A 25,870-nucleotide genomic window follows, 5' to 3' on the forward strand; every position below is an offset into this window, starting at 1 on the left:
CCCCAGGGTTTTCCGGTAGCATTGGGGCTTGAGTTCGACCCGCCTGGAATCCCCAATGTCCGATCGCCTGACCCTCCTGCGTCCCGACGACTGGCACATCCATCTGCGCGATGGTGCCGTCCTGCCCCACACCGTTGGCGACGTGGCGCGTACCTTCGCCCGTGCCATCATCATGCCCAACCTGGTTCCACCGGTTCGCAATGCCGCCGAGGCCGGCGCCTACCGTGAGCGCATCCTCGCCGCCCGGCCAGCCGGCAGCCGCTTCGAGCCGCTGATGGTGCTGTACCTCACCGACCGCACCAGCCCCGAGGACATCCGCGCGGCCAAGGCCAGCGGCTTCGTGCATGCCGCCAAGCTGTACCCGGCCGGAGCCACCACCAACTCCGACTCGGGCGTGACCAGCATCGACAATATCTTCCCGGCCATCGAGGCGCTGGCAGAAGTCGGCATGCCACTGTTGGTGCACGGCGAAGTGACACGCAGCGAGATCGACGTGTTCGACCGCGAGAAGCGGTTCATCGATGAGCACATGCGCCGTGTGGTCGAGCGCTTCCCGACGTTGAAAGTGGTGTTCGAGCACATCACCACCAGCGATGCCGCCCAGTTCGTCAGCGAGGCCCCGGCCAACGTCGGCGCGACCATCACTGCCCAGCATTTGCTGTACAACCGCAACCACATGCTGGTCGGCGGCATTCGCCCGCACTTCTACTGCCTGCCGATCCTCAAGCGCAACACCCACCAGGTAGCACTGCTGGACGCCGCCACCAGCGGCAACCCGAAGTTCTTCCTGGGTACCGACTCGGCCCCGCACGCCCGCCACGCCAAGGAAGCTGCCTGCGGCTGCGCCGGGTGCTACACCGCCTACGCAGCCATCGAAATGTACGCCGAAGCGTTCGAGCAGCGTAACGCGCTGGACAAGCTGGAAGGCTTCGCCAGCCTGCACGGCCCGGCCTTCTATGGCCTGCCGGCGAACACCGACACCATTACCCTGGTTCGCGAAGAATGGACCGCCCCGGACAGCCTGCCGTTTGGCGAGCAGACCGTAGTCCCGCTGCGCGCCGGTGAAAAACTGCGCTGGCGCCTGCTGGAGGAAAACGCGTGAGCGAAGACCTCTACGAAGACGACCTCGACACCCAGGGCAGCAGCGGTTCGCGTCACCCGATGGCCGAACGCTTCCGTGGCTACCTGCCAGTCGTGGTGGACGTTGAAACCGGTGGTTTCAACAGCGCCACCGACGCCCTGCTGGAAATTGCCGCCGTCACCATCGGCATGGACGAAAAGGGTTTCCTGTTTCCCGAGCACACCTACTTCCACCGGGTTGAGCCCTTCGAAGGCGCCAACATCGAGCCGGCCGCCCTGGAGTTCACCGGCATCAAGCTGGATCACCCGCTGCGCATGGCGGTGAGTGAGGAAAGCGCGCTGACCGACATCTTCCGAGGTGTACGCAAGGCGCTCAAGGCCAATGGCTGCAAGCGGGCGATTCTGGTAGGCCACAACAGCAGCTTCGACCTTGGCTTCCTCAATGCAGCGGTGATGCGCAACGATCTCAAGCGCAACCCGTTCCACCCGTTCTCCAGCTTCGACACCGCTACCCTGGCGGGCCTGGCCTATGGCCAGACCGTACTGGCACGGGCCTGCCAGAGCGCCGACATCGACTTTGACGGGCGGGAAGCGCACTCGGCCCGTTACGACACCGAGAAGACTGCCGAGCTGTTCTGCGGCATCGTCAACCGCTGGAAAGAGATGGGCGGCTGGCGCGATTTCAACGATTGATCTGAAATCCTGGGCCGCTTTGCGGCCCATCGCGACGCAAGGCCGCTCCTACAGGAGTTTGAGCTGCGCCCACGATGTCGGACACCTGTCCACCAACTTGGGAGCGGCCCTGTGTCGCGATAGGCGCGTAAAGCGCTCGTAGAAGCCAGACACAAAAAACCGGCCACCAGGGCCGGTTTTTTCATGCGCGCGGCAATTACAGCTTGCCAGCGTTCTCGCTCAGGTAGGCGGCAACGCCTTCTGGCGAAGCGTTCATGCCTTTGTCGCCTTTCTTCCAGTTGGCAGGGCAGACTTCGCCGTGCTCTTCGTGGAACTGCAGGGCGTCGACCAGGCGCAGCAGCTCGTCCATGTTACGGCCCAGTGGCAGGTCGTTGACGATCTGCGAACGCACCACACCGTTGGTGTCGATCAGGAAGGCGCCACGGAAAGCCACGCCGCCTTCGGACTCGACGTCGTAGGCCTTGCAGATTTCGTGGGTCATGTCGGCAGCCAGGGTGTACTTGACCTGGCCGATACCGCCGTTGTTGACCGGGGTGTTACGCCAGGCGTTGTGGGTGAAGTGCGAGTCGATCGACACACCGATCACTTCAACGTTGCGGGCCTGGAAGTCAGGGATGCGGTTGTCCAGGGCGATCAGCTCGGACGGGCAGACGAAGGTGAAGTCCAGCGGGTAGAAGAACACCAGGCCGTACTTGCCCTTGATGGCCGAAGCCAGGTTGAAGCTGTCGACGATCTCGCCATTGCCCAGCACGGCTGGAACGGTGAAATCGGGGGCTTTCTTACCAACGAGTACGCTCATTGTAATCTCCTGATGAGGGTGAAAAACCGTTTGCCGGGCCAGACAGTCTGCCCGACATCCAACAAAGGCCAACCATCATACACGGCTTCTGGCGACAGGCCGACTCCAACGACGAAGCAACCGCCGGTCGCTCAGGCACGGCCCTTCCAGAAAGTCCTTTGACAAGCATTCTCATTAACATTAAGCTCCACCCCATCGAGCCTAGCAACGATGGTCAGCCTCTATGTATGTGTGTCTTTGTGTCGGCGTTACCGACGGACAGATCCGCGATGCGATCTATGAAGGATGCTGCAGTTACAAGGAAGTGCGCGCCGCGACCAACGTCGCCAGCCAGTGTGGCAAATGCGCCTGCGTGGCCAAGCAGGTGGTCCGCGAGACCCTGACCGAGCTTCAGGTCAGCCAGGCAGCCCTGCCCTACCCGGTGGAATTTACCGCCGCCTGAAAGCCAGAATTCCAAGAACCGGACCATGCGTCCGGTTTTTTTATGCCCGAAATTCAATAAGTTAGCGCTCCAACGCGGTTCACAAACATTCTTATTCCTATTAATTTTCATTTATTATTCAATAACTTAGGTTTGACACACCTAGGTATCGGGCTCAAACTTCTGGGTATTGGCACACTTCTACAGGGCAGGAACCCGACATGAAAGGCGACGTAAGCGTCATCCAGCATCTCAACAAGATCCTCGGAAACGAGCTGGTCGCAATCAACCAGTACTTCCTGCACGCGCGCATGTACGAAGATTGGGGCCTGAATAAACTCGGCAAGCACGAGTACAAGGAATCCATCGATGAGATGAAGCACGCTGACAAACTGATCAAGCGTATTCTGTTCCTCGAAGGCATCCCCAACGTGCAGGACCTGGGCAAGCTGCTGATCGGCGAGCACACCAAAGAAATGCTCGAATGCGACCTGAAGATCGAACAGAAAGGCCTGGTCGACCTCAAGGCAGCCATCGCCCACTGCGAAACCGCTGGCGACTTCGGCTCGCGGGACATCCTCGAAGACATCCTCGAAGCCGAGGAAGAACACATCGACTGGCTGGAAACCCAGCTGGGGCTCATCGACAAGGTCGGTATCGAGAACTACCTGCAGTCGCAGATGGGCGAAGAGTAACTATCCGGCAAGCATGAAAAAACCCGCACTCAGCGGGTTTTTTCATGCTTGCCGGAAAATCAGGCTTCGGAAGCCTTGGCCTTGGCAGCCGCTTCCTTGATCAGGGTCTGCAGCTCACCCTTCTCGAACATTTCCAGCATGATGTCGCTACCGCCTACCAGCTCACCAGCTACCCACAGCTGCGGGAAAGTCGGCCAGTTGGCATATTTTGGCAGGTTGGCGCGAATTTCCGGGTTCTGCAGGATGTCGACGTAGGCGAACTTCTCGCCACAACCCATCACGGCCTGCGATGCACGCGCAGAGAAGCCACACTGCGGGGCATTCGGCGAGCCTTTCATGTAAAGCAGAATGGTGTTGTTGGCAATCTGCTCTTTGATCGTTTCGATGATATCCATGTAGCACCTCGGCTGAACTTTCCGACGCGATCGTCGGCACGGTGAGGCATTGTAACGGAAAGCCGAGCAGCATGCTCGGCCTTACCGTTCCCTACGCGGCCTCGATCTGCACGGGTACGCCATTGAGCGCTGCATTGCCGGAAACAGGGTCACGCAGGCGCTCGTCGGTAAGATCATTGGCACTCACGCCTGGTTGCGCCCCGGCTACCTGCAGTTGTACACCATGCCGCGCATGGCCAAAGCCATGGGGCAGGCTGACTACACCCGGCATGATGTCGTCACACGCCTGCACTTCGACCTCCAGCGTGCCGGTGCGCGAACGTATGCGCACGCGCTGGCCATCCTGCAGTTGCCGCTGCTGCAGGTCTTGTGGGTGCATCAGCAACTGATGGCGCGGCTTGCCCTTTACCAGGCGGTGGAAGTTGTGCATCCACGAGTTGTTGCTGCGCACGTGGCGGCGGCCGATGAGCAACAGTTCGCCCGCTGCTGGTGCAGGCTGATGCGCCAGCCGACGCAGGTCATCCAGCAGCACCGGCGGCGCGGCCTCGACCGCCTTGCTGGGGGTCGCCAGGCGCGCGGCGAGGTTGGCACGCAACGGCCCGAGGTCAAGGCCATGCGGGTGTTGCTCAAGCGTTGCCAGCGAAAGCTGCCAGGGCGTCGCTTCGCCATAGGGCCCCTTGCGCAACGCCAGGTCAATCATCTGTGCCGGCGCCAGGGTCGGTTTCAATTCAAGCGCGGCGCGCCTGGCAAACGCCTGGGCCAGGCCGACGAAGATCTCCCAGTCGTGCAGCGCCCCCTGCGGTTTGGCCAGGATCGCCCGGTTGAAACGGGTCACGTTGCGCACTGCCAGCAGATTGAACGTGGTGTCGTAATGGTCGTTTTCCAGCGCCGAGGTGGAGGGCAGGATCAGGTCGGCATGGCGGGTCGTCTCGTTGATGTACAAGTCGATGCAGAGCATGAATTCCAGCCCTTCAAGCGCGGCGTCCAGCTGGCGGCCGTTAGGCGTGGACAGCACCGGGTTGCCGGCTACCGTCACCAGTGCCCGTACCTGCCCGTCGCCGGGGGTCAGTATCTCTTCGGCCAGGGCCGCCACAGGCAGCTCGCCCGCATATTCGGGCAAGCCCGACACGCGGCTTTGCCAGGCATTGAAATGGCCACCGGAGGTGGTCGCCACCAGGTCGACGGCAGGTACGGTGCACAACGCGCCGCCTTCCCGGTCGAGGTTGCCAGTCACCAGGTTGATCAGTTGCACCAGCCAATGGCAGAGGGTGCCGAACGCCTGGGTCGAGACGCCCATACGGCCGTAGCACACGGCTTTGTCGGCCGCCGCGAAATCCCGCGCCAGCTGGCGAATGTCTGCTGCGCCAATGCCACAGTGGGCACTCATCGCCTCGGCATTGAACGGCGCGATCGCTTCGCGCACCTGCTGCAGGCCTGCGACCGGCAAATGCGAGCCGCGCGCCAGGCCTTCTTCGAACAGGGTGTTGAGCAAGCCGCACAACAGCGCCGCATCGGTGCCAGGGCGGATGAACAAGTGGCGGTCGGCGATTGCCGCTGTTTCGCTGCGGCGCGGGTCCACCACCACCAGGCGCCCGCCCCGGGCCCGTAGCGCCTTCAGGCGCTTTTCCACGTCCGGCACCGTCATGATGCTGCCATTCGAGGCCAGCGGGTTGCCGCCGAGGATCAGCATGAAGCCGGTGTGGTCGATGTCCGGGATCGGCAACAGCAGGCCATGGCCATACAGCAGATGGCTGACCAGGTGTTGCGGCAACTGGTCAACCGAAGTGGCAGAAAAGCGGTTGCGGGTTTTCAGCAAGCCGAGGAAGTAATTGCTGTGGGTCATCAAACCGTAGTTGTGCACGCTGGGGTTGCCCTGGTAGACCGCAACGGCATTGCGCCCATGGGCCTGCTGGATCGCCCACAGGCGGTCGGCGGCCAGGGCGAAGGCTTCATCCCAACCAATGGCCTGCCAACGGTCACCTACCCGCTTGTGCGGCTGGCGCAGGCGGTCGGGGTCGTTCTGGATATCCTGCAGGGCAACGGCCTTGGGGCAGACATGGCCACGGCTGAACGGGTCCTGCGGGTCGCCCTTGATCGAATGGATCAGCGCCCGTCCGCCTTGCTCGTGGCTGACTTCGATGTTCAGCCCGCAAATCGCCTCGCACAGGTGACAGGCTCGATGGTGCAGGGTCTTGGTCATGGCCGCCTCTGCCTCGCTGTAATGGACCAACCGCGACTATGCGCCTGGGCGCAGCCCTCGACCAGCGCACTTCGCGGCATGAATCCACCGACATCAGGCACACGATTTGCGACAGCCATTTGCCAACTTGCCAGCAAGCCGTGTACAACCCTCTGTAGCAAATAAAAAACAGCACTGCCGGTCGCTCGATACACCCCTTGCAACACCCTTTGGCACCGAGCAGCTGTTTCCCCTCTTGGCTTCAGGCGACATTTACTTATAGTATTGCGCCTTTCCCTATTTCGTCCGCCTCCGTGCGGCTTACGCCGCAGGTCACTCCCGTTGTCAAAAAAAACCATACGGTCGACCTGCATACCGTTGCAGATAAGGTAGTCAATCATGAGCGCTAGGCACTTTCTCTCCCTGCTGGACTTCACCACCGACGAATTGCTCGGTGTGATCCGCCGCGGCATCGAGCTGAAGGACCTGCGCAAGCGAGGCGTGCTGTTCGAGCCCCTGAAGAACCGCGTATTGGGCATGATCTTCGAGAAATCCTCGACGCGTACCCGGGTGTCGTTCGAGGCCGGCATGATCCAGCTCGGCGGCCAGGCCATCTTCCTGTCCCCACGTGACACCCAGCTGGGCCGGGGCGAGCCGATCGCCGACAGCGCCATCGTGCTGTCGAGCATGCTCGACGTGGTGATGATCCGTACCCATGCCCACAGCACCCTCACCGAATTCGCCGCCAATTCGCGGGTGCCGGTGATCAATGCGCTGTCCGACGAATCGCACCCGTGCCAACTGCTGGCCGACATGCAGACGTTCCTCGAACAGCGCGGGTCGATCCAGGGCAAGACCGTGGCCTGGATCGGCGACGGCTTCAACATGTGCAACTCGTATATCGAGGCAGCCAGGCAGTTCGACTTCCAGCTGCGTATCGCCTGCCCGCAAGGTTACGAACCGGACCCACGCTTCATGGCCATCGGCGGCGACCGCGTGCAAATCGTCCGCGACCCGAAGGAAGCCGTGCGCGGCGCCCACCTGGTGACCACGGATGTCTGGACTTCGATGGGCCAGGAGGAGGAAACTGCACGGCGCCTGGCGCATTTCGCGCCTTACCAGGTCACCCGCGAACTGCTCGACCTGGCGGCACCAGACGCCCTGTTCATGCACTGCCTGCCAGCCCACCGTGGTGAGGAAATCAGCCATGACCTGCTCGACGACCCACGTTCGGTCGCCTGGGACCAGGCTGAAAACCGCCTGCATGCACAGAAGGCCCTTCTCGAATTCCTTGTCGAACCGGCTTACCACCACGCATGAGTCAACCCTTACTGCTCAACCTGCGCAACCTCGCCTGCGGCTATGGCGACCAGCGCATCGTCCAGAACCTCAACCTGCACCTCAATGCAGGCGACATCGGTTGCCTGCTGGGTTCCTCCGGTTGTGGCAAGACCACCACCCTGCGCGCGATCGCCGGTTTCGAGCCGGTGCACGAAGGCGAGATCCAGCTGGCCGGCGAGGTCATTTCGCGGGCCGGGTTCACCCTGGCCCCGGAAAAACGCCGCATCGGCATGGTGTTCCAGGACTACGCGCTGTTCCCGCACCTGACCGTGGCGCAGAACATTGCCTTCGGCATCGCCAAGCACCCGCGCCAGGCCGAAGTCATCGAAGAGATGCTCGAACTGGTCAAGCTGGGCGGCCTGGGCGGGCGCTATCCGCATGAACTGTCCGGTGGGCAACAACAACGGGTCGCACTGGCCCGTGCGTTGGCGCCCGAGCCACAGTTGCTACTGCTCGACGAGCCGTTCTCCAACCTCGATGTGGAATTGCGCCGGCGCCTGAGCCATGAAGTTCGCGACATCCTCAAGAGCCGTGGCACCAGCGCCATCCTGGTGACCCATGACCAGGAGGAAGCCTTTGCCGTCAGCGACCAGGTCGGCGTGTTCAAGGAAGGCCGCCTGGAGCAATGGGATACCCCCTACAACCTTTACCACGAGCCGCAGACGCCGTTCGTCGCCAGCTTCATCGGCCAGGGGTATTTCATCCGTGGGCAGATGAGCAGCCACGAGGCGGTCAACACCGAACTGGGTGAGCTGCGCGGCAACCGTGCCTACATCATGGCCCCAGGCAGTTCGGTGGATGTTCTGCTGCGCCCTGACGACATCGTGCATGCACCGGGCAGCCCGCTGCAGGCCAATATCGTCGGCAAGAGTTTCCTCGGGGCATCGACGCTCTACCGCCTGCAACTGCCCACCGGCAGCCAACTGGAAGCGATATTCCCCAGCCACAGTGACCATCAGGTCGGTGACGATGTGGGGATCGCGGTGAAAGCCGACCACCTGGTGCTGTTCCCGGTGCCGGGCAGTGTGGCGGCGCAGTTGCCACAGCAGGAGAATGGTGTTCGTCGCTACAGTTCAGCGACCTGATACAGCGTTTGGGGCCGCCTTGCGGCCCATCGCGACGCGAGGCCGCTGCTACAGGCGATCGCGTCCGCTCAGCTTACGCTGCAGGAGCGGGCTTGCGTCGCGATGGGCTGCGCAGCAGCCCCAGGACGTTCAGCCCCGACCAATACCGGCAAACTTGCCCTGGGTATGTTCGGCCAATACCGCCGCCGCCAATTCCACCTCCAATCCACGCCGTCCAGCACTGACATGGATGGTCGCGAACTGCTGCGCCGAGTCGTCGATAAAGGTGCGCAGGCGCTTCTTCTGCCCCAGCGGGCTGATGCCGCCCACCAGGTACCCGGTGGCACGCTGTGCCACCGCCGGGTCGGCCATCTCGCACTTCTTCACCCCGGCGGCATGGGCCAGGGCCTTGAGGTCCAGCGTGCCGACCACGGGCACCACCGCCACCAGCAACTCGCCCTTCTCGCTGCTCGCCAGCAAGGTCTTGAACACCTGCTGCGGGTCGAGCCCGAGCTTTTCCGCTGCTTCCAGGCCGTAGGACGCAGACTTGGGGTCATGTTCGTAGCTGTGCACACGGTGTTCCGCGCGGTGTTTCTTCAACAGGTCTAGGGCGGGGGTCATGCAGGGGCTCCGGTCAAGACGGCTCTCGGCGGCTACTTTAGGGCAATTCCCGCATCGCAGCCAGCGCAGAGCCAACGCGCCCCTCTAGTACGGTAGTCGCACCGCAAACGAGCGCTCAAATCGTGACTGACCGTTCACTTTCGACCTTTGACATCAGCGTTTCTTGTCTATATTTTTTCGTTTCTGAATAAATGATGCACTTTTAAGGTGCGTTTCCTACATCAGCCCGGGATCAATGGGGATCGATTCCAGGCTTTGCTGTCGAGCGCCAAGCGCCTCACAACAAAACAAAAACGAGGTCATACATGACGACTGCTCTACGCCATCCCACGCTGTCCAGCCAATGCCTGGCCGAATTCCTCGGCACCGCCCTGCTCATCTTCTTCGGTACCGGCTGCGTCGCCGCCCTCAAGGTCGCGGGTGCCAGCTTCGGCCTGTGGGAAATCAGTATCATCTGGGGCGTAGGCGTCAGCATGGCGATCTACCTCACCGCCGGCATTTCCGGCGCGCACCTGAACCCGGCAGTGAGCATCGCCCTCACCCTGTTCGCCGGGTTCGACAAGCGCAAACTGCCCTTCTACATGCTGGCCCAGGTGTGTGGCGCATTCTGTGGCGCGGCGCTGGTCTATAGCCTGTACAGCAACCTGTTCTTCGATTTCGAACAGGCCCACGCCATGTTGCGCGGCAGCGAAGCCAGCCTCGAACTGGCCGCAGTGTTCTCCACCTACCCGCACCCGTCGCTGTCCATCGGCCAGGCGTTCCTCGTCGAAGTGATCATCACCGCCATCCTGATGAGCGTGATCATGGCCCTGACCGACGACAACAACGGCCTCCCACGTGGCGCCATGGCCCCGCTGCTGATCGGCCTGCTGATCGCCGTGATCGGCAGTGCCATGGGCCCGCTGACCGGCTTTGCGATGAACCCGGCGCGCGATTTCGGGCCAAAACTCATGACCTTCCTGGCCGGTTGGGGCGAAATCGCCTTCACTGGCGGTCGGGACATGCCTTATTTCCTGGTTCCAGTGTTCGCCCCAGTACTTGGCGCCTGCGCGGGTGCCGCGGCCTACCGTGGCCTGATCGCCCGCAACCTGCCAACGGCAGCCGCCGTGAACCCTGAGACAAACGACAATCGCCAGGGCGATACTCAAGTCAATTGATGGCGGCATCACGCCCCGCCCTGAACCCCTAATTGCGCAAGGCCTACGACCATGACAGACACCCAGGATAAGAACTACATCATCGCCCTGGACCAGGGTACCACCAGCTCGCGGGCCATCATTTTCGACCGTGATGCCAACGTTGTGGGCACCTCCCAACGCGAGTTCGCCCAGCACTACCCACAGGCAGGCTGGGTCGAACACGACCCGATGGAAATCTTCGCCACGCAAAGCGCGACCATGGTCGAGGCGCTGGCCCAGGCCGGCATCAGCCATGCCCAGGTGGCTGCGCTGGGCATCACCAACCAGCGCGAAACCACTGTCGTATGGGACAAGGAAACCGGCCGCCCGGTGTACAACGCCATCGTCTGGCAGTGCCGCCGCAGCACCGAGATCTGCGCCCAGCTCAAGCGCGACGGCCATGAAGACTACATCCGCCAGACCACAGGCCTGGTCACCGACCCGTATTTCTCCGGCACCAAGCTGAAATGGATCCTCGACAATGTCGAGGGTGCCCGCGAACGCGCCGAGCGCGGCGAGCTGCTGTTCGGCACCGTCGATACCTGGCTGATCTGGAAGTTCTCGGGCGGCAAGGTGCATGTCACCGACTACACCAACGCCTCGCGCACGCTGATGTTCAACATCCACAGCCTGCAATGGGACGACCGCCTGCTGGAGATCCTCGGTATCCCGCGGCAGATGCTGCCCGAGGTACGCCCGTCTTCCGAAGTGTACGGCCACACCAAGAGCGGCATCGCGATTGCCGGTATCGCCGGCGACCAGCAATCGGCACTGTTTGGCCAGATGTGCGTGGAGCCGGGCCAGGCCAAGAATACCTATGGCACCGGCTGTTTCCTGCTGATGAATACCGGCAGCCAGGCAGTGAAGTCGTCCCATGGCTTGCTCACCACCATCGCCTGCGGCCCGCGCGGCGAAGTGGCCTATGCCCTGGAGGGCGCGGTGTTCAACGGTGGTTCCACCGTGCAGTGGCTGCGTGACGAGCTGAAAATCGTCAACGACGCACTGGATACCGAGTACTTCGCCAGCAAGGTCAAGGACAGCAACGGCGTGTATCTGGTGCCAGCCTTCACCGGCCTGGGCGCACCGTACTGGGACCCGTACGCGCGGGGCGCGCTGTTCGGCCTGACCCGTGGCGTGAAGGTGGACCACATCATCCGCGCCGCGCTGGAGTCGATCGCCTATCAGACCCGCGACGTGCTTGATGCCATGCAGCAGGACTGCGGCCAGCGCCTTTCCGAACTGCGCGTGGACGGTGGCGCGGTGGCCAACAACTTCCTCATGCAGTTCCAGGCGGACATCCTTGGCACTTGCGTGGAACGCCCGAAAATGCGCGAAACCACTGCGCTGGGCGCCGCCTACCTGGCGGGCCTGGCGTGTGGTTTCTGGAGTGGCCTGGACGAGTTGCGCGACAAGGCGATCATCGAACGCGAGTTCAGCCCGCAACTGGATGAAGTGCACAAAGAGAAGCTGTATGCCGGCTGGAAAAAGGCGGTCGAGCGCACTCGCGACTGGGAAGACCACGAGGCTTGATTACACATCAAGATGCTGACGCGTACGCGGTCTGTGTAGGAGCGGCCTTGTGTCGCGACAGGGCCGCAAAGCGGCCCCTGCAGTATCGACGGCGAAGCTGAAAAGGACGGGGCCGCTTCGCGGCCCTGTCGCGACACAAGGCCGCTCCTACAAAAACCGCGCAGGCCAGAAAGTCGATGCCAGGCGGCTGGGCTCGCCAGCAAGCCCGATAGGCCACTGGCCGTAGTTCGCGTCCTACGGCATCATTGCAGCATTTGTCCGGCAGCCCCAAAGGACCGCCCATGAATCTGCCCCCCCGCCAACAACAAATTCTCGAACTGGTGCGCGAGCGTGGTTACGTCAGTATCGAAGAAATGGCGCAGCTGTTCGTCGTTACTCCGCAGACTATCCGCCGTGATATCAATCAGCTTGCCGAGCTCAACCTGCTACGCCGTTACCATGGCGGCGCGGCCTATGATTCGAGCATCGAGAACACCGCCTACGCGATGCGTGCCGACCAGATGCGCGACGAGAAGCAACGCATCGCCGAAGCCGTGGCCCGGCAGATCCCCGACCATGCCTCGCTGTTCATCAACATCGGCACCACCACCGAATCCATCGCCCGGGCGCTGCTCAACCACAACCACCTGAAAGTCATCACCAACAACCTGCATGTCGCTGCCATCCTTGCCGCCAAGGACGATTTCGAAGTGCTGGTGGCCGGGGGCACGGTACGTCGCGACGGTGGCGTGGTCGGCCAGGCCAGTGTCGACTTCATCAACCAGTTCAAGGTTGATTTTGCCCTGGTGGGCATCAGCGGCATCGACGAAGATGGCAGCCTGCTCGACTTCGACTACCAGGAGGTGCGGGTCTCCCAGGCAATCATCGCCAATGCCCGCCAGGTGATCCTCGCCGCCGACTCCAGCAAGTTCGGGCGCAACGCCATGGTACGCCTGGGTTCGATCAGCCTGGTCGATTGCCTGGTGACCGACCAGGCGCCGACGCCTGCCCTCACGCAACTGCTGAACCAGTACAAGATTCGTCTCGAGGTGGTGTGAAGGCCACTGGGCGCATGCCGTGAGCCTTATGCCGCCTGTGAAATCGAGCGCCGCGCGGGCGGCGCTCGATCCCACAGGCGCTAGAGAACCCAAACCGATCACCCAATATTCGTAAATGTTCACTTTGTTGTCATCTGATCAGTTTTTTCTATAAAGACTGACTGGCGACCGGCTTTCTATTGCGCTAGTATTTTCGAAAACGAACATCAATGTTCATATTCGATGTGAACAGCGCCCAGGAGGCCTTGCCCGTGTCCCAGCCCGTTTCGTCTCAGCTCCCCCTTGCCGACTGCTATGACCTCGCCGTGATCGGTGGCGGCATCAATGGCGTGGGCATCGCTGCCGACGCCGCCGGGCGCGGCCTCAAGGTATTTCTCTGCGAAAAGGACGACCTGGCCCGGCACACCTCGTCGGCCAGCAGTAAATTGATCCACGGCGGCCTGCGCTACCTGGAACACTACGAATTCCGCCTGGTGCGTGAAGCCCTGGCCGAGCGCGAAGTACTGCTGGCCAAAGCCCCGCACATCGTCAAGCCGATGCGCTTCGTGCTACCGCACCGCCCTCACCTGCGCCCAGCCTGGATGATCCGCGCCGGCCTGTTCCTCTACGACCACCTGGGCAAGCGCAAGCGCCTGGGTGCCTCGCGCAGCCTGCGCTTCGGCCCGGGCTATCCGCTCAAGCCGGCCATCACCCGCGGCTTCGAATATGCCGATTGCGCCGTCGACGACGCCCGCCTGGTAGTGCTCAACGCCATGGCTGCGCGCGAACACGGCGCGCATATCCACACCCGCACCCGCTGCCTGCGCGCCGAACGCGTGGACGGCCTGTGGCAGGTGCAACTGCAACATGCCGATGGCAGCCTGCAGAGCATCCGCGCCCGCGCCCTGGTCAACGCCGCCGGCCCATGGGTCGCCAGCTTCATCAAGGACGACCTGAAGCTCGATGCCCCTTACGGCATCCGCCTGATCCAGGGCAGCCACATCATCGTGCCGCGCCTGTACGAAGGCGAACACGCCTATATCCTGCAGAACGAAGACCAGCGAATCGTGTTCTGCATTCCATACCTGGAGCGCTTCACCCTGATCGGCACCACCGACCGCGAATACAGCGGCGACCCGGCCAAGGTGGCAATCACCGAACAAGAGACCGACTACCTACTGAAGGTGGTCAACGAGCACTTCAACCACCAGCTCGATCGCAACGATATCGTGCACACCTACTCCGGGGTGCGCCCGCTGTGCAATGACGAATCGGACAACCCTTCGGCGGTGACCCGTGACTACACCCTGGCCTTGTCCGCCAGCGAAGGCCAGGCACCGCTGCTGTCGGTGTTCGGCGGCAAGCTGACCACCTACCGCAAGCTGGCCGAATCGGCCATGGCCGAGCTCAAGCCGCACTTCCCACAGATGCGCGGTAGCTGGACGGCCAGTGCGCCGCTGCCGGGTGGCGAAAACATGACCACCGTACAAGCCCTGGTGGATGGCGTACTGGCGCGCTGCGGCTGGTTGCCGGTGGACATTGCCAAACGCTGGGCGCTCACCTATGGCTACCGCGTATGGCAGTTGCTCGACGGCGTGCACGGGCCGGAAGACCTGGGCCAGCCACTCGGCGGCGGGCTGTTCGGCCGCGAGGTGGAATACCTGTGCGATCAGGAATGGGCCTGCGACGCCGACGATATCCTCTGGCGCCGTACCAAGCTGGGGCTGTTCACCAGCGCCAGTGAACAGCAATTGCTCAAGGATTACCTGCACCAGCGCGCGCAGAAGCAGGCTCGCGTCCAGGCAGCCTGACCCTGCGTGCGTCGTGGCGCGTCAGCGGCCAGGCTGCCGTTGACGCGCCCAAGCTTCGGTAGTCAGGTTGCGCATCAGCGCCAGCTCGTCTGCTTCATGCTCGCGCATCAACGCCTGGGCACGCCGGGCATAGTCGCTTTCCTGACCAGCTGTAGCCTGCATCTCAAGTGCTTCCAGGCGCTCATGGAACGGTGCTGCCAGTGCCTGGAAACGCTCTGGATAAGTTTCCCGCAGGTAGTTCTGCCAGTAGGGACGTTCTACCAGCGCATCGAGCATGGCCACTGGTGTGTTGGCCCTCAGGACCTCCAGTTCCGCATGGCTCAGGTCGGCGTGGCTCACGTGGGCAAACGAGGCGAAATGCATCTGGTCGGCAGAGGCCGGCAGATCCAGGGCAGCAGCCAAGCGTGAGCGGTAGTAGAGCCGCGTTTCGATTTCGTCGACCTCGACCAGCCCCTCCGCGCGCATGCGTTGCACATGGCGGGCAGCGATCTGGTCCAGCAGGTCCAGGCGGTGCAATTGCCGCCCCAGGCGCAGGAAGCGGGCCTCCCGCACCGCCACAGGGACGCCTTCGATCCCTTGGTAAGCCAGGATGCCCACTTCCATCTGGTTGAGCATCAGCAGCAAGCGGTCATCGCAACTACGGGGAGCGTCTGCCTCGCGGAACAGCTGCTCGCGCAAGGCTTCGTTGTGCTCGCAGGCGTCGAGGATATGCCAGACCCGCCGGCGATAATGACGCGGATGGGTTTCAAAATCCTCGCTGACCGCGAAATCTGCAAGAAAACGGAACAACCCTGCCGAACCCGGTTCTTCCTGTAAACGGTCCCAGGTGGCTTCGCGGCGCACGCGCACGCTTTCGTTGCGGCTGGCCACCCATTCGGCGCGCGTTTCGGCGTCCACCACCTCATGGGCATAGGCGGCACCGCTCCTGGCCGAGGACTCGCTGGCGCCACGGGCCTCGTCGAGGAATTGCGCGCTGCTCTCGCTCAGCGGGTTTTCATGCAGGTTGAGCCTTTGCAGGCGCAGACGCAAACCGCGCATTTCCCGTTGCAGCTCGCTGATCCGGTTATCACGGAGATCGATGTGCGCACGCAAGGCGACACGCTGGTGAATCTGGCCCATGTCAGCTTGCCCGGTGGCACGCAGGCGCACATCCCGTACATGCGGCAAGGCCGAGAGGTCAGGCATGCCGTTGAGCGGGTTGTAGTTGAGGATCAACGTGTCCAGCAGTTGCAGCCTAGCCAGGCGACGGCTTCCCGCCTCATCCAGGCTGATCTGGTTGTTGCCCAGGTCAACCCTTCTCAGCTGAGTAAGCCCTTCGATACCTTCCGGCACGCGGCTCAGCCGGTTGCCGCTGAGGTCAAGATCGACAACATTGGGGAAAAGCCTGAGGAACGATGCGTCAATGTGTTGCAATTGCATGTTGCGCAGCGCCAACCTGCGCACATGCACGTAGTCGACCCCTTCGGGCAGGCTGGGCAACGCGTCGATATGCTCGCCGTCTATGGTCAGTTCATATTGGTCATTGGCGTCCACCAACTTGCGCCGCCAGCTACGGCGCAGCGTATCAGCGACACGGCGGCGGCGGATGGCGTCGATCGGCGTTTGCCAATCGGTTTGCCACTGGCGCAGCGTGTCGCGCAATTGGGTGAGCTGGCGTTGCAGCATCTGGTAGTGGTCCCACAAATTTTCACCGCGCTGGCGCACTGCATCGATGTAGGCGTCAAGCTGCAGTTCGCTCAGGGTCGGAAAAATCTGGTGAATACCTCGCCGTATCGCCTGGCGACTGCTTTCACCTCCACCGCTGAGGCGATACGCCAGGCGCCCATCGGCAAAGCGCTGCGGTGGCCGTATGCCAGCGCCCTCCGGGACGAGGCCGATCAGCCTGGCGGCTTGCTCGCGCTCCTTCGCTGCACTTTCGAGCAGCGCATCCCGTAGCTGCGTCACTTGCAGATCGGCGTTACCCAGAGCAACCTTCTGCTCAGGTTCCAGGCACTGCAACACCACCTGCAGCAAGGAGCCGGGGTTGTTGCCTGTCGGATTGCCATCCAGTGCATAGGCCTGCTCATGCTTGGTAATCACCCTTGTCTCGCTTGCCGCCTCGCCCTGGCTGGCGAACAGCAGCAGGCCTTGGCGACTGCCCTCACGCAATTCGACGCGAACCGAATCAGGCCAGGGCGCCTTGCGCTCGATCAGCCCCAGTATCAGTTGCTCGCCATCGGCATTGAGCATTGTCGGCAGCCGGATCCCCAGGCAGGCCCGGTCAACCCGGCTGTCACGGAGATACCAGCGCGCGCGCTCTGCCATCCCAAGCGGTACCTTCGTTCCGGCAAGCAGTTGCTGCTGCACGGCCGAGCTGCTGTGGTCGATGATTTCCTGTGCGCCCCTGGGTGTCAGGCCACTGAACGCCGCCATCAATTTCGCCTGCCCAGGCTCCGTTGGTTCACGCGTCTGCTGCAGCGCCTGCTCCAGCGCCTGGCCGCGCAGGTCGGGTTGGGTTGCATGCAGTTCCAGGCGCTCGTGCATATCCAGCAACCGGGCTGGCACTGCGCCGCGCTCAAGGTTCAAGCGCCGCAACTGGTCGGCATGCAGGCCGGTCACGTCCAACAGCACACGGGCCCTGGACGAAAGCAGCTGGTCGAAATGGCCGCCCGGCAAGCCCTGGAGCAGCACCAGCGGATTGTCTTCGGACGGCAGATAATTGGGGTTGCGCCTCAGCCTTACCCCACCTCCCGGCAGCACCTTCGGCTCCAGCCCGTCCACCCATGACAAGCGCTTGATGCCGTGAAACGCAGCCGCGGTCGCACCTGCCAGGAACACGCCCTGGGCAACGTTGAATACATGGTCCAATGCTCCCTGGCGATCTCCCAGTCGCCAGTCCTGGTAGCCTTCGTACACTTCGTCGAGCAATTGCACAGCACTCACCACCAGCAACAGCTCACCCAGTAGCGGTACGACGAACGCCGCCAAGCCCAGCAGTTCCAGCCCTGCGGATTGCATCGCCTGCAAGCGCTTGTGCCTGCTCAGGCGGTCTTCTTCATCGGTAGGCACTGCGATGAAACGGGCATCATCGTAGATCCTGGCCTGCACCTGAGCCTGTGCGTGGCTGAACACCTCGCCTTCAACTGGCAGGTTGCGCCCATCCAGTTCCATCGGCTCGCTCGCACCGGCACGCGCCTGCGCTCGCGCCAGGGCCGCCTCGAAGCGCTGTCGATCCCGGGCCTTGACAAAGCGGCGGATGAAGGCCAAGTAGGGCTTGCTTTTCAGGCGTATCGCCAGATCGCCATACAGCTCGTCCCAGGAGTCGTAGTGCCGCAGGCTTTTCTCGGGGTCGCCAGGTATCCAGGCGATCACCTCGTCGACGGCCGCATCCGCTGCAGGTCGCCATTCCAGGGTGATGATCCCGACCATGCAACAGCCCAGCAGATACAACTGGCGCGGCGTCAGCGTGCCTCCCTGGTAGGCGGGTAGCGGCGGTTGTTCCAGTACGGGCAGCAAACGCTGCAAGTCGCGCTCATCCAGCTGACCTTTGAGCCGCCCCTCATACAATGCGGTCTTCATCTGCGTGCGCAGGCTGTCCCGAAACAGCTGGTCGATTGCCTTGCGTGCCTGATCTTGCGGTTGACCGCGGCCTGCCTTGGGTTGCAGCACACTCTTGAGTAGCGCCTGATAGCGCCCGCCGATATCCAGGCTGCGGCACAGGCCGACAAAACGCTCGAAGGTCATGCTCAGGCGCGCCCTTTTGGCGCCGGCCAGATGCGCCTTGCGCAATAGCCAGGGTTCGGCCTCATGCGCTTCGAAGTTGTGCATCGCCGATGCAAGCAGCGACTGGCGAGTGGTGTAGGTAATGGTCGGACGGTGAAGCTTTTCCGCGGCCGAGGGCAGCGGGAACTCTTCAGTGACCATGGTGAATGCCTGCCGTGGCTCGACATGAGCAAGCCCTGCCTTGGCCAAGGCCGCTTCCAGCAACGGCGCGCCAAAATCCTCGACGCTCGGTATGCGGCTCAACAGATGCTGCAGTTCGTCGGCAACCTGCTGCTGCGCATTCAATGCCTTTCGATAGGGCTCGATATGTTGCGATTCGGCCTCGCTCAGCCAGGTGGGCAGCTGACGAGCAATCAGATGATCGATCGACGCGGATGGGAAAAGATTGGCGGATGGCATGACGGTGACTCCTGGCTGGAAAAGCCGCAGGACATCATGCACAGCCATGGCCACGGTGGTATTTATCGCAGCGCGGCTGGGCTTGGCCATCTGTTCGGGTTTCCGAACGAAAACAATCCATTCATTCGGAAACCCGGAAATTTTCAGTTACATAGAAATGTTGAAGAACCACCGAAGCCCTGTAATTTCGCGGCGTTATGATCGCCGTCAGGGCTTGGCACGACTCATGCTCTACACTTGGTAGCCGAATGCACTCGCTTCTTGCTGTATTCGTTGAACGAAGAGTCCGCCAACGGCTCCATAAAAAAAACAAACACGTCGAGGAAAATTTGATGCGCATCGTTCGTCAATTGCTGGGCGCCGCCATCGCGGCCGCTGTGATCGCTTCGCCAGCCATGGCCGAGGAGCTGACCGGCACCCTGAAGAAGATCAAGGACTCGGGCACCATCACCCTGGGGCACCGCGACTCCTCCATTCCGTTTTCCTACCTGGCCGGCAAGCCCGAACCCGTCGGCTATTCGCATGACATCCAGCTGGCTGTCGTCGATGCCCTGAAGAAGCAGCTGGGCACGGACATCAAGGTCCGCTACAACCTCGTCACCTCCCAGACCCGCATCCCGCTGGTGCAGAACGGCACCGTCGACCTGGAGTGCGGCTCCACCACCAACAACGTCGAACGCCAGCAGCAGGTCGGCTTCACGGTCGGTATCTTCGAAGTCGGCACCCGCCTGCTGACCAAGGTCAAGGACGGTCAACCGGCCTACAAGGACTTCCCGGACCTGGCTGGCAAGAACGTGGTGACCACCGCCGGTACAACTTCCGAGCGCATCCTCAAGGCGATGAACGCCGACAAGCAGATGAAGATGAACGTGATTTCCGCCAAGGACCACGGTGAAGCCTTCAACATGCTCGAAAGCGGCCGCGCCGTGGCCTTCATGATGGACGACGCCCTGCTCGCCGGCGAAATGGCCAAGGCCCGCAAGCCGTCGGACTGGGTCATCACCGGTACCCCACAGTCGTACGAAATCTATGGCTGCATGGTGCGCAAGGATGACGCTGCCTTCAAGAAAGCGGTGGATGACGCCATCATCGCCTACTTCAAGTCGGGCGAAGTCAACAAGAGCTACGACAAGTGGTTCCAGCAGCCGATCCCGCCAAAGGGCCTGAACCTGCAGTTCCCGATGAGCGAGGAGCTGAAGAAACTGATCGCCGAGCCGACCGACAAGGCCGCCGACGAGAAGAAGTCCTGACCCCCAGCCCGTGGCCTGTTGCGCTGCAAAGCGCCAATTAAACCGGCAGGCCACCCGTTAGTGTCTAACCTTTCATCCGAGGGCGGTGTGCCCTCGGATGTTGGAAGGTGCCCGTGAAACAACCGTCTGAGGGGAAATCCCGATGAATTACAACTGGGACTGGGGCGTGTTCTTCAAGTCCACCGGCGTGGGCAGCGAGACCTATCTGGACTGGTACATCACCGGTCTGGGCTGGACCATCGCCATCGCCATCTCCGCCTGGATCATCGCCTTGCTGCTGGGGTCGGTCCTCGGCGTCATGCGTACCGTGCCGAACCGTCTGGTGTCCGGCATCGCCACCGTCTACGTGGAGCTGTTCCGCAACGTGCCGCTGCTGGTGCAGCTGTTCATCTGGTACTTCCTGGTACCCGACCTGCTGCCCGAGGGCCTGCAGGAATGGTTCAAGCAGGACCTCAACCCGACCACCTCGGCCTTGATCAGCGTGGTCATCTGCCTGGGCCTGTTCACCGCCGCGCGTGTCTGCGAGCAGGTGCGTACCGGTATCCAGGCGCTGCCCCGCGGCCAGGAAGCCGCTGCCCGTGCCATGGGCTTCAGCCTGTCGCAGATCTACACCAACGTGCTGCTGCCGCAAGCCTACCGGATCATCATCCCGCCGCTGACCTCGGAATTCCTGAACGTGTTCAAGAACTCCTCGGTGGCGTCCCTGATCGGCCTGATGGAGCTGCTGGCGCAGACCAAGCAGACCGCCGAGTTCTCGGCCAACCTGTTCGAGGCCTTCACCCTGGCCACGCTGATCTACTTCACCCTGAACATGGGCCTGATGCTGCTGATGCGCATGGTCGAGAAGAAAGTCTCGGTGCCCGGCCTGATTTCCGTAGGGGGCAAATAAATGGACATGGATTTCAGCGAAATCATCCCGGCCCTGCCAGCCCTGTGGGAAGGCATGGTCATGACCCTGCAGTTGATGATCATGGGCGTGGTTGGCGGCATCGTGCTGGGTACCATCCTGGCCCTGATGCGCCTGTCGTCGAGCAAGCTGCTGTCGAACCTGGCCGGTGCCTACGTCAACTACTTCCGCTCGATCCCGTTGCTGCTGGTGATCACCTGGTTCTACCTGGCGGTACCGTTCGTGCTGCGCTGGATCACCGGCGAGGACACCCCGGTCGGCGCCTTCACCTCGTGCGTGGTGGCGTTCATGATGTTCGAGGCCGCGTACTTCTGCGAAATCGTCCGCGCCGGTGTGCAGTCGATCTCCAAGGGCCAGATGGGCGCCGCCCAGGCGCTGGGCATGACCTACGGCCAGACCATGCGCCTGATCATCCTGCCCCAGGCCTTCCGCAAGATGACCCCGCTGCTGCTGCAGCAGAGCATCATCCTGTTCCAGGACACCTCGCTGGTGTATACCGTGGGCCTGGTGGACTTCCTCAACTCGGCACGCTCCAACGGCGACATCATCGGGCGCTCCCATGAGTTCCTGATCTTCGCCGGTGTCGTGTATTTCCTCATCAGCTTCTCCGCTTCGTGGCTGGTCAAGCGCCTGCAAAAAAGGATCGCCGTATGATTTCCATCAAGAACGTCAACAAGTGGTACGGGGACTTCCAGGTACTGACCGATTGCAGCACCGAGGTCAAGAAGGGTGAAGTGGTGGTGGTCTGTGGCCCGTCGGGCTCGGGCAAATCTACCCTGATCAAATGCGTCAACGCCCTGGAGCCGTTCCAGAAAGGTGACATCGTGGTCGATGGCACTTCGATCGCCGACCCCAAGACCAACCTGCCCAAGCTGCGCTCGCGCGTTGGCATGGTGTTCCAGCACTTCGAGCTGTTCCCGCACCTGTCCATCACCGAGAACCTGACCATCGCCCAGCGCAAGGTGCTTGGCCGCAGCGAAGCGGAAGCGACCAAGAAAGGCCTGGCCCTGCTCGACCGCGTCGGCCTCGGTGCCCACGCCAAGAAGCACCCCGGCCAGTTGTCCGGCGGCCAGCAGCAGCGCGTGGCGATCGCCCGCGCCCTGTCGATGGACCCGATCGTCATGCTGTTCGACGAGCCAACCTCGGCACTGGACCCGGAAATGGTCAACGAAGTACTGGACGTGATGGTCGAGCTGGCCAATGAAGGCATGACCATGATGTGCGTGACCCACGAAATGGGCTTCGCCCGCAAAGTGGCCAACCGCGTGATCTTCATGGACAAGGGCCACATCATCGAGGACTGCCAGAAGGAAGACTTCTTCGGCAACCCGGGCGCCCGCCACGAGCGCACCCAGCACTTCCTCAGCAAGATCCTGCAACACTGATGTTGCCTCACTGAACCGGTCGGCGCTGCTGCCCTGTCGGGCCGCAGCGCTGGTCGTGACAAGGCCACTGTGATGAAATGCGATCCTTCGCTTCTTCTCCCTGCCAAGCCTGCCGTGAAATCCCGCCTGCTCCGCCAATTGCTGCTGCCGCCCTTGATCATCCTGCTGATGGTCGGGCTCGGGCTGGCTGGCTACCTGGTCAGCGAAAGCAACGGCATCCGCATTCTCAGCGAAAACGGCGAACGCCAGCTGGAGCTGCACGCGCGCACGGTGGAAAGCGAAATCAGCAAGTACACCTACCTGCCGAGCCTGCTTGAGCTGGAAGACAGCGTCTCGCAGCTGCTCACCGACCCTGATGGCGGTTCGCGTCAGACCGTCAACGAATACCTCGAAGGCCTGAACCGGCGCAGCCGCAGCCGGGCCATTTTCGTGCTCGATACCAATGGTCGGGTGCAGGCCACCAGCAACTGGCGCGATGCCGACTCGTTCCTCGGCGAAGACCTGTCGTTCCGCGCCTACTTCCAGACTGCCGTGCGCGGCGAGCCCGGGCGCTTCTATGGCATCGGCAGCACCACCGGGGAGGCCGGCTACTACCTCGCCCATGGCCTTGAGGAGCACGGCAAGATCATCGGCGTGGCGGTGATCAAGGTGCGCCTGGACACCCTCGAGGAGCGTTGGCAACGGGCCCGCCTGGAGGCGTTCGTCAGCGATGAAAACGGCATCATCATCCTTTCCAGCGACCCGGCTCGGCGCCTGAAGTCGGTACGCCCGCTGACACCACAGATCAAGGAGCGCCTGGCGCGCAGCCTGCAATACTACTGGTGGCCACTGAACGAGCTGCAGCCGCTGGCCCGGGAAATCCTGGCAGACGGCGTGGAAAAACTGACCTTCCCGGCCAACAGCGAAACCGCCCAGGGCAAGGCCCGCGAAATGACCTACCTGGCCCAGACCCGGCGCCTGGCCGATACGCCCTGGCACTTCACCCTGCTGACGCCACTGCAGGACCTGCGCCGCGAGTCCATGGTGCAGGGTATCCTGGTGGGCGTGGCCTTCGCCTTGCTGGCGATCCTGGGCATTGCCTGGAACGAGCGGCGCAAGGTGATCGCCACGCGCCTGGCAGCCCGCGAGGCGCTGCAGGAAGCCAACAGCCAGCTGGAGCGACGGATTGCCGAGCGCACTGCCGACCTGCGTGCCAGCAACGAACGCCTCAAGGGCCAGATTCGCGAGCGCCGGCATGCCGAGCAGACCCTGCGCCACGCCCAGGATGAGCTGGTGCAGGCCGGCAAGCTGGCCGCCATCGGGCAGATGTCCACCAGCATTGCCCATGAACTGAACCAGCCACTGGCGGCGCTGCGCACCTTGTCCGGCAACACCGTGCGCTTTCTCGAACGCGGGGCGCTGGAAACCGCCAGCACCAACCTGCGCACCATGAACGACCTGATCGACCGCATGGGCCGCATTACCGCCAGCCTGCGCTCGTTCGCCCGGCGCGGCGACGACAGCGGCCAGGCCTCGCTGGCCAAGGCGGTCGAGGCCACCCTGCAGGTGCTGGCCAACCGCATCAGTGCCTGCCACCTGCAGGTGCACAGCCAATTCGATGACCAGCAGCTGGCCATCGACCAGACCCGCCTGGAGCAGATCCTGGTCAACCTGATCGGCAACGCCCTGGATGCCATGGCGGCGCAGCCACTGCCGCAACTGTGGCTCGAAGGCGAACTGCAGGGTGACAAGTACCGTTTGCAGGTGCGCGACAATGGCCACGGCATCGACAGCGAGGCGCGCAAGCACCTGTTCGAACCCTTCTTCACCACCAAACCGGGCGAACACGGCCTGGGCCTGGGCCTGACCCTGTCGGCGAGCCTTGCCGCCGCCGCCAAGGGCAGCCTCAACGTCGAGCATCCCGCCAGCGGCGGCACGGCCTTCGTCCTGGCCCTGCCGCTGGTCTCCCCCCCTAGCGAATCGGCAGAGCATCCATGAACCAAGCGCCTCTTACCGTCCTGATCGTCGAAGACGACCCGCATGTGCTGCTCGGCTGCCAACAGGCACTGGCCCTGGAAGACATCGCCTGTGAAGGCGTGGGCAGCGCCGAGCAGGCACTGGAACGCATCGGCGACGACTTCGCCGGCATCGTCGTCAGTGATATCCGCCTGCCGGGCATCGATGGCCTGGAGCTGCTCAACCGCCTCAAGGCCCGCGATCGCAGCCTGCCGGTGGTACTGATCACCGGCCATGGCGATATCGACATGGCGGTCGGCGCCATGCGCAATGGCGCCTACGACTTCATGGAGAAACCGTTCTCCCCCGAACGCCTGGTCGACGTGGTGCGCCGCGCCCTGGAACAGCGCGGGTTATCGCGCGAAGTGGTCGCCCTGCGCCGCCAGCTGGCAGAGCAAAGCAGCCTGGAGGGTCGCATCATTGGCCGCTCGTCGGCGATGGAGCAGTTGCGTGAGCTGATTGCCAACGTGGCCGATACCTCGGCCAACGTCCTGATCGAAGGCGAGACCGGTACCGGCAAGGAGCTGGTCGCCCGTTGCCTGCACGACTTCAGTCGCCGCCACGGCCAGCCGTTCGTGGCCCTGAACTGTGGCGGCCTGCCGGAAAACCTGTTCGAAAGCGAGATTTTCGGCCATGAGGCCAATGCCTTCACCGGTGCTGGCAAACGCCGCATCGGCAAGATCGAACATGCCAACGGTGGCACGCTGTTCCTCGACGAAGTGGAAAGCATGCCGATCAACCTGCAGATCAAGCTGTTGCGCGTACTGCAGGAGCGCACCCTGGAACGGCTGGGCTCGAACCAGAGCATTCCGGTGGATTGCCGGGTGATCGCTGCAACCAAGTCCGACCTGGATGCCATGGGCCAGAGCGGCCAGTTCCGCAGCGACCTGTACTACCGGCTGAACGTGGTCACCCTGGAATTGCCGCCGTTGCGCGAGCGCCGCGAAGACATCCTGCAACTGTTCGAACACTTCCTGCAGCAGTCGGCCCTGCGCTTCGACCGTGAAACACCAACGCTGGACAGCCAGACCCTGTCACGCTTGATGGCACATGACTGGCCGGGCAACGTGCGCGAGTTGCGCAACGTGGCCGAACGCTACGCCCTTGGCCTGCCCGCTTTCAAGAAAGGCCCCAGCGGCGGTGCCAGCCAGGGCTTGGGCTTTGCCGAGGCGGTGGAAGCATTCGAGCGCAACCTGCTCAGCGATGCGCTGCAACGTACGGGCGGCAACCTCAGCCAGGCCAGCCAGGAGCTGGGCATGGCCAAGACCACGCTGTTCGACAAGGTAAAGAAATACGGCCTCGGCTGACCTCGACCCGCAATTGGAAAGACAACGTGGATCTGCTCTTCA

General features: G+C 62.6%; 22 protein-coding genes. 17 read left to right on the forward strand and 5 right to left on the reverse strand.

Going from position 1 to position 25,870, the window contains the following annotated elements; translation table 11 throughout:
• Positions 1 to 55: 55 nt before the first annotated feature.
• Both pyrC and rnt read left to right on the forward strand, forming a co-directional pair.
• Positions 56 to 1,102: a dihydroorotase gene (pyrC, locus tag ACJA3S_RS20125; RefSeq protein WP_186685117.1), complete on the forward strand. Its 1,047-nt coding sequence runs from the start codon at positions 56 to 58 to the stop codon at positions 1,100 to 1,102.
• Positions 1,103 to 1,161: 59 nt separating this feature from the next.
• Positions 1,162 to 1,773, forward strand: a complete 612-nt coding sequence (gene rnt, locus ACJA3S_RS20130; protein ID WP_225932836.1) for a ribonuclease T — start codon at positions 1,162 to 1,164, stop codon at positions 1,771 to 1,773.
• Between the two features lie 196 nt (positions 1,774 to 1,969).
• Here rnt and ACJA3S_RS20135 read toward each other — a convergent pair whose 3' ends face one another.
• The gene (locus ACJA3S_RS20135) at positions 1,970 to 2,572 is read right to left on the reverse strand and encodes a peroxiredoxin (RefSeq protein WP_003254945.1); all 603 of its coding nucleotides are present in this window, start codon (positions 2,570 to 2,572) and stop codon (positions 1,970 to 1,972) included.
• A gap of 223 nt (positions 2,573 to 2,795) precedes the next feature.
• On the opposite strand from ACJA3S_RS20135, the gene ACJA3S_RS20140 reads away from it, so the two are divergent.
• Entirely contained in the window at positions 2,796 to 3,014 is a 219-nt protein-coding gene (locus ACJA3S_RS20140) for a bacterioferritin-associated ferredoxin (protein ID WP_003254947.1), read from the forward strand.
• Positions 3,015 to 3,214: 200 nt separating this feature from the next.
• The gene (gene bfr / locus ACJA3S_RS20145) at positions 3,215 to 3,688 is read left to right on the forward strand and encodes a bacterioferritin (RefSeq protein WP_170031926.1); all 474 of its coding nucleotides are present in this window, start codon (positions 3,215 to 3,217) and stop codon (positions 3,686 to 3,688) included.
• Between the two features lie 59 nt (positions 3,689 to 3,747).
• Here the strand turns inward: bfr and grxD are convergent, their stop codons facing one another.
• Both grxD and ACJA3S_RS20155 read right to left on the reverse strand, forming a co-directional pair.
• Positions 3,748 to 4,083, reverse strand: coding sequence for a Grx4 family monothiol glutaredoxin (grxD, locus tag ACJA3S_RS20150; protein WP_003254949.1), 336 nt, complete (start codon positions 4,081 to 4,083; stop codon positions 3,748 to 3,750).
• Between the two features lie 91 nt (positions 4,084 to 4,174).
• The gene (locus tag ACJA3S_RS20155) at positions 4,175 to 6,283 is read right to left on the reverse strand and encodes a molybdopterin-dependent oxidoreductase (protein WP_406819758.1); all 2,109 of its coding nucleotides are present in this window, start codon (positions 6,281 to 6,283) and stop codon (positions 4,175 to 4,177) included.
• Positions 6,284 to 6,661: 378 nt separating this feature from the next.
• On the opposite strand from ACJA3S_RS20155, the gene argF reads away from it, so the two are divergent.
• A complete protein-coding gene (gene argF / locus ACJA3S_RS20160) occupies positions 6,662 to 7,582 on the forward strand; it encodes an ornithine carbamoyltransferase (RefSeq protein WP_170031932.1) in 921 nt (306 codons plus the stop codon).
• The gene (locus tag ACJA3S_RS20165; protein WP_406819759.1) at positions 7,579 to 8,688 is read left to right on the forward strand and encodes an ABC transporter ATP-binding protein; all 1,110 of its coding nucleotides are present in this window, start codon (positions 7,579 to 7,581) and stop codon (positions 8,686 to 8,688) included. The genes argF and ACJA3S_RS20165 overlap by 4 nt, the downstream gene beginning before the upstream one ends.
• A gap of 129 nt (positions 8,689 to 8,817) precedes the next feature.
• Here ACJA3S_RS20165 and ybaK read toward each other — a convergent pair whose 3' ends face one another.
• On the reverse strand, positions 8,818 to 9,288 hold the full coding sequence (gene ybaK / locus ACJA3S_RS20170) for a Cys-tRNA(Pro) deacylase (protein ID WP_225778999.1): 471 nt from the start codon (positions 9,286 to 9,288) through the stop codon (positions 8,818 to 8,820).
• A gap of 305 nt (positions 9,289 to 9,593) precedes the next feature.
• Between ybaK and ACJA3S_RS20175 the strand changes: the two genes are divergently transcribed.
• The 4 genes from ACJA3S_RS20175 to glpD all read left to right on the forward strand — a co-directional run bounded on the left by ACJA3S_RS20175 (position 9,594) and on the right by glpD (position 14,823).
• On the forward strand, positions 9,594 to 10,445 hold the full coding sequence (locus ACJA3S_RS20175; RefSeq protein ID WP_406819760.1) for an MIP/aquaporin family protein: 852 nt from the start codon (positions 9,594 to 9,596) through the stop codon (positions 10,443 to 10,445).
• Positions 10,446 to 10,496: 51 nt separating this feature from the next.
• A complete protein-coding gene (glpK, locus tag ACJA3S_RS20180; protein WP_406819761.1) occupies positions 10,497 to 11,996 on the forward strand; it encodes a glycerol kinase GlpK in 1,500 nt (499 codons plus the stop codon).
• Positions 11,997 to 12,277: 281 nt separating this feature from the next.
• A complete protein-coding gene (gene glpR, locus ACJA3S_RS20185; protein WP_186685127.1) occupies positions 12,278 to 13,033 on the forward strand; it encodes a DNA-binding transcriptional repressor GlpR in 756 nt (251 codons plus the stop codon).
• A gap of 251 nt (positions 13,034 to 13,284) precedes the next feature.
• Entirely contained in the window at positions 13,285 to 14,823 is a 1,539-nt protein-coding gene (gene glpD / locus ACJA3S_RS20190; protein ID WP_406819762.1) for a glycerol-3-phosphate dehydrogenase, read from the forward strand.
• A gap of 21 nt (positions 14,824 to 14,844) precedes the next feature.
• Here the strand turns inward: glpD and ACJA3S_RS20195 are convergent, their stop codons facing one another.
• Positions 14,845 to 18,828: an NEL-type E3 ubiquitin ligase domain-containing protein gene (locus tag ACJA3S_RS20195; protein WP_406819763.1), complete on the reverse strand. Its 3,984-nt coding sequence runs from the start codon at positions 18,826 to 18,828 to the stop codon at positions 14,845 to 14,847.
• A gap of 3 nt (positions 18,829 to 18,831) precedes the next feature.
• Here ACJA3S_RS20195 and ACJA3S_RS20200 point away from each other — a divergent pair, with 3 nt between their 5' ends.
• From ACJA3S_RS20200 to ACJA3S_RS20230, 7 genes are all read left to right on the forward strand, one after another.
• Complete coding sequence (locus ACJA3S_RS20200) at positions 18,832 to 19,185, forward strand: hypothetical protein (RefSeq protein WP_406819764.1); 354 nt, start codon at positions 18,832 to 18,834, stop codon at positions 19,183 to 19,185.
• Between the two features lie 131 nt (positions 19,186 to 19,316).
• Entirely contained in the window at positions 19,317 to 20,234 is a 918-nt protein-coding gene (locus tag ACJA3S_RS20205; protein WP_186685131.1) for a glutamate/aspartate ABC transporter substrate-binding protein, read from the forward strand.
• Positions 20,235 to 20,376: 142 nt separating this feature from the next.
• Positions 20,377 to 21,123: an amino acid ABC transporter permease gene (locus tag ACJA3S_RS20210; RefSeq protein WP_170031956.1), complete on the forward strand. Its 747-nt coding sequence runs from the start codon at positions 20,377 to 20,379 to the stop codon at positions 21,121 to 21,123.
• The gene (locus ACJA3S_RS20215) at positions 21,124 to 21,795 is read left to right on the forward strand and encodes an amino acid ABC transporter permease (RefSeq protein WP_170031959.1); all 672 of its coding nucleotides are present in this window, start codon (positions 21,124 to 21,126) and stop codon (positions 21,793 to 21,795) included. It begins immediately after the preceding gene.
• Entirely contained in the window at positions 21,792 to 22,526 is a 735-nt protein-coding gene (locus tag ACJA3S_RS20220; RefSeq protein ID WP_170031962.1) for an amino acid ABC transporter ATP-binding protein, read from the forward strand. The genes ACJA3S_RS20215 and ACJA3S_RS20220 overlap by 4 nt, the downstream gene beginning before the upstream one ends.
• A 72-nt stretch (positions 22,527 to 22,598) precedes the next feature.
• Entirely contained in the window at positions 22,599 to 24,503 is a 1,905-nt protein-coding gene (locus ACJA3S_RS20225) for an ATP-binding protein (RefSeq protein ID WP_406819765.1), read from the forward strand.
• Positions 24,500 to 25,828, forward strand: a complete 1,329-nt coding sequence (locus tag ACJA3S_RS20230) for a sigma-54-dependent transcriptional regulator (RefSeq protein WP_406819766.1) — start codon at positions 24,500 to 24,502, stop codon at positions 25,826 to 25,828. The genes ACJA3S_RS20225 and ACJA3S_RS20230 overlap by 4 nt, the downstream gene beginning before the upstream one ends.
• Positions 25,829 to 25,870: the final 42 nt, after the last annotated feature.

Origin of the sequence: Pseudomonas sp. KnCO4 (assembly GCF_045344305.1) — a bacterium.
GTDB lineage: Bacteria > Pseudomonadota > Gammaproteobacteria > Pseudomonadales > Pseudomonadaceae > Aquipseudomonas > Aquipseudomonas anuradhapurensis.

Coding starts and splice junctions, on each gene's coding strand:
- ACJA3S_RS20165 (WP_406819759.1), top strand. CDS start 7,579: ATGAGTCAACCCTTACTGCTCAACCTGCGCAACCTCGCCTGCGGCTAT.
- ACJA3S_RS20205 (WP_186685131.1), top strand. CDS start 19,317: ATGCGCATCGTTCGTCAATTGCTGGGCGCCGCCATCGCGGCCGCTGTG.
- glpK (WP_406819761.1), top strand. CDS start 10,497: ATGACAGACACCCAGGATAAGAACTACATCATCGCCCTGGACCAGGGT.
- argF (WP_170031932.1), top strand. CDS start 6,662: ATGAGCGCTAGGCACTTTCTCTCCCTGCTGGACTTCACCACCGACGAA.
- ACJA3S_RS20155 (WP_406819758.1), bottom strand. CDS start 6,283: ATGACCAAGACCCTGCACCATCGAGCCTGTCACCTGTGCGAGGCGATT.
- ACJA3S_RS20175 (WP_406819760.1), top strand. CDS start 9,594: ATGACGACTGCTCTACGCCATCCCACGCTGTCCAGCCAATGCCTGGCC.
- ybaK (WP_225778999.1), bottom strand. CDS start 9,288: ATGACCCCCGCCCTAGACCTGTTGAAGAAACACCGCGCGGAACACCGT.
- rnt (WP_225932836.1), top strand. CDS start 1,162: ATGGCCGAACGCTTCCGTGGCTACCTGCCAGTCGTGGTGGACGTTGAA.
- ACJA3S_RS20225 (WP_406819765.1), top strand. CDS start 22,599: ATGAAATGCGATCCTTCGCTTCTTCTCCCTGCCAAGCCTGCCGTGAAA.
- ACJA3S_RS20220 (WP_170031962.1), top strand. CDS start 21,792: ATGATTTCCATCAAGAACGTCAACAAGTGGTACGGGGACTTCCAGGTA.
- ACJA3S_RS20135 (WP_003254945.1), bottom strand. CDS start 2,572: ATGAGCGTACTCGTTGGTAAGAAAGCCCCCGATTTCACCGTTCCAGCC.
- bfr (WP_170031926.1), top strand. CDS start 3,215: ATGAAAGGCGACGTAAGCGTCATCCAGCATCTCAACAAGATCCTCGGA.
- pyrC (WP_186685117.1), top strand. CDS start 56: ATGTCCGATCGCCTGACCCTCCTGCGTCCCGACGACTGGCACATCCAT.
- ACJA3S_RS20210 (WP_170031956.1), top strand. CDS start 20,377: ATGAATTACAACTGGGACTGGGGCGTGTTCTTCAAGTCCACCGGCGTG.
- ACJA3S_RS20230 (WP_406819766.1), top strand. CDS start 24,500: ATGAACCAAGCGCCTCTTACCGTCCTGATCGTCGAAGACGACCCGCAT.
- ACJA3S_RS20140 (WP_003254947.1), top strand. CDS start 2,796: ATGTATGTGTGTCTTTGTGTCGGCGTTACCGACGGACAGATCCGCGAT.
- ACJA3S_RS20200 (WP_406819764.1), top strand. CDS start 18,832: ATGCTGCAGTTCGTCGGCAACCTGCTGCTGCGCATTCAATGCCTTTCG.
- ACJA3S_RS20215 (WP_170031959.1), top strand. CDS start 21,124: ATGGACATGGATTTCAGCGAAATCATCCCGGCCCTGCCAGCCCTGTGG.
- glpR (WP_186685127.1), top strand. CDS start 12,278: ATGAATCTGCCCCCCCGCCAACAACAAATTCTCGAACTGGTGCGCGAG.
- grxD (WP_003254949.1), bottom strand. CDS start 4,083: ATGGATATCATCGAAACGATCAAAGAGCAGATTGCCAACAACACCATT.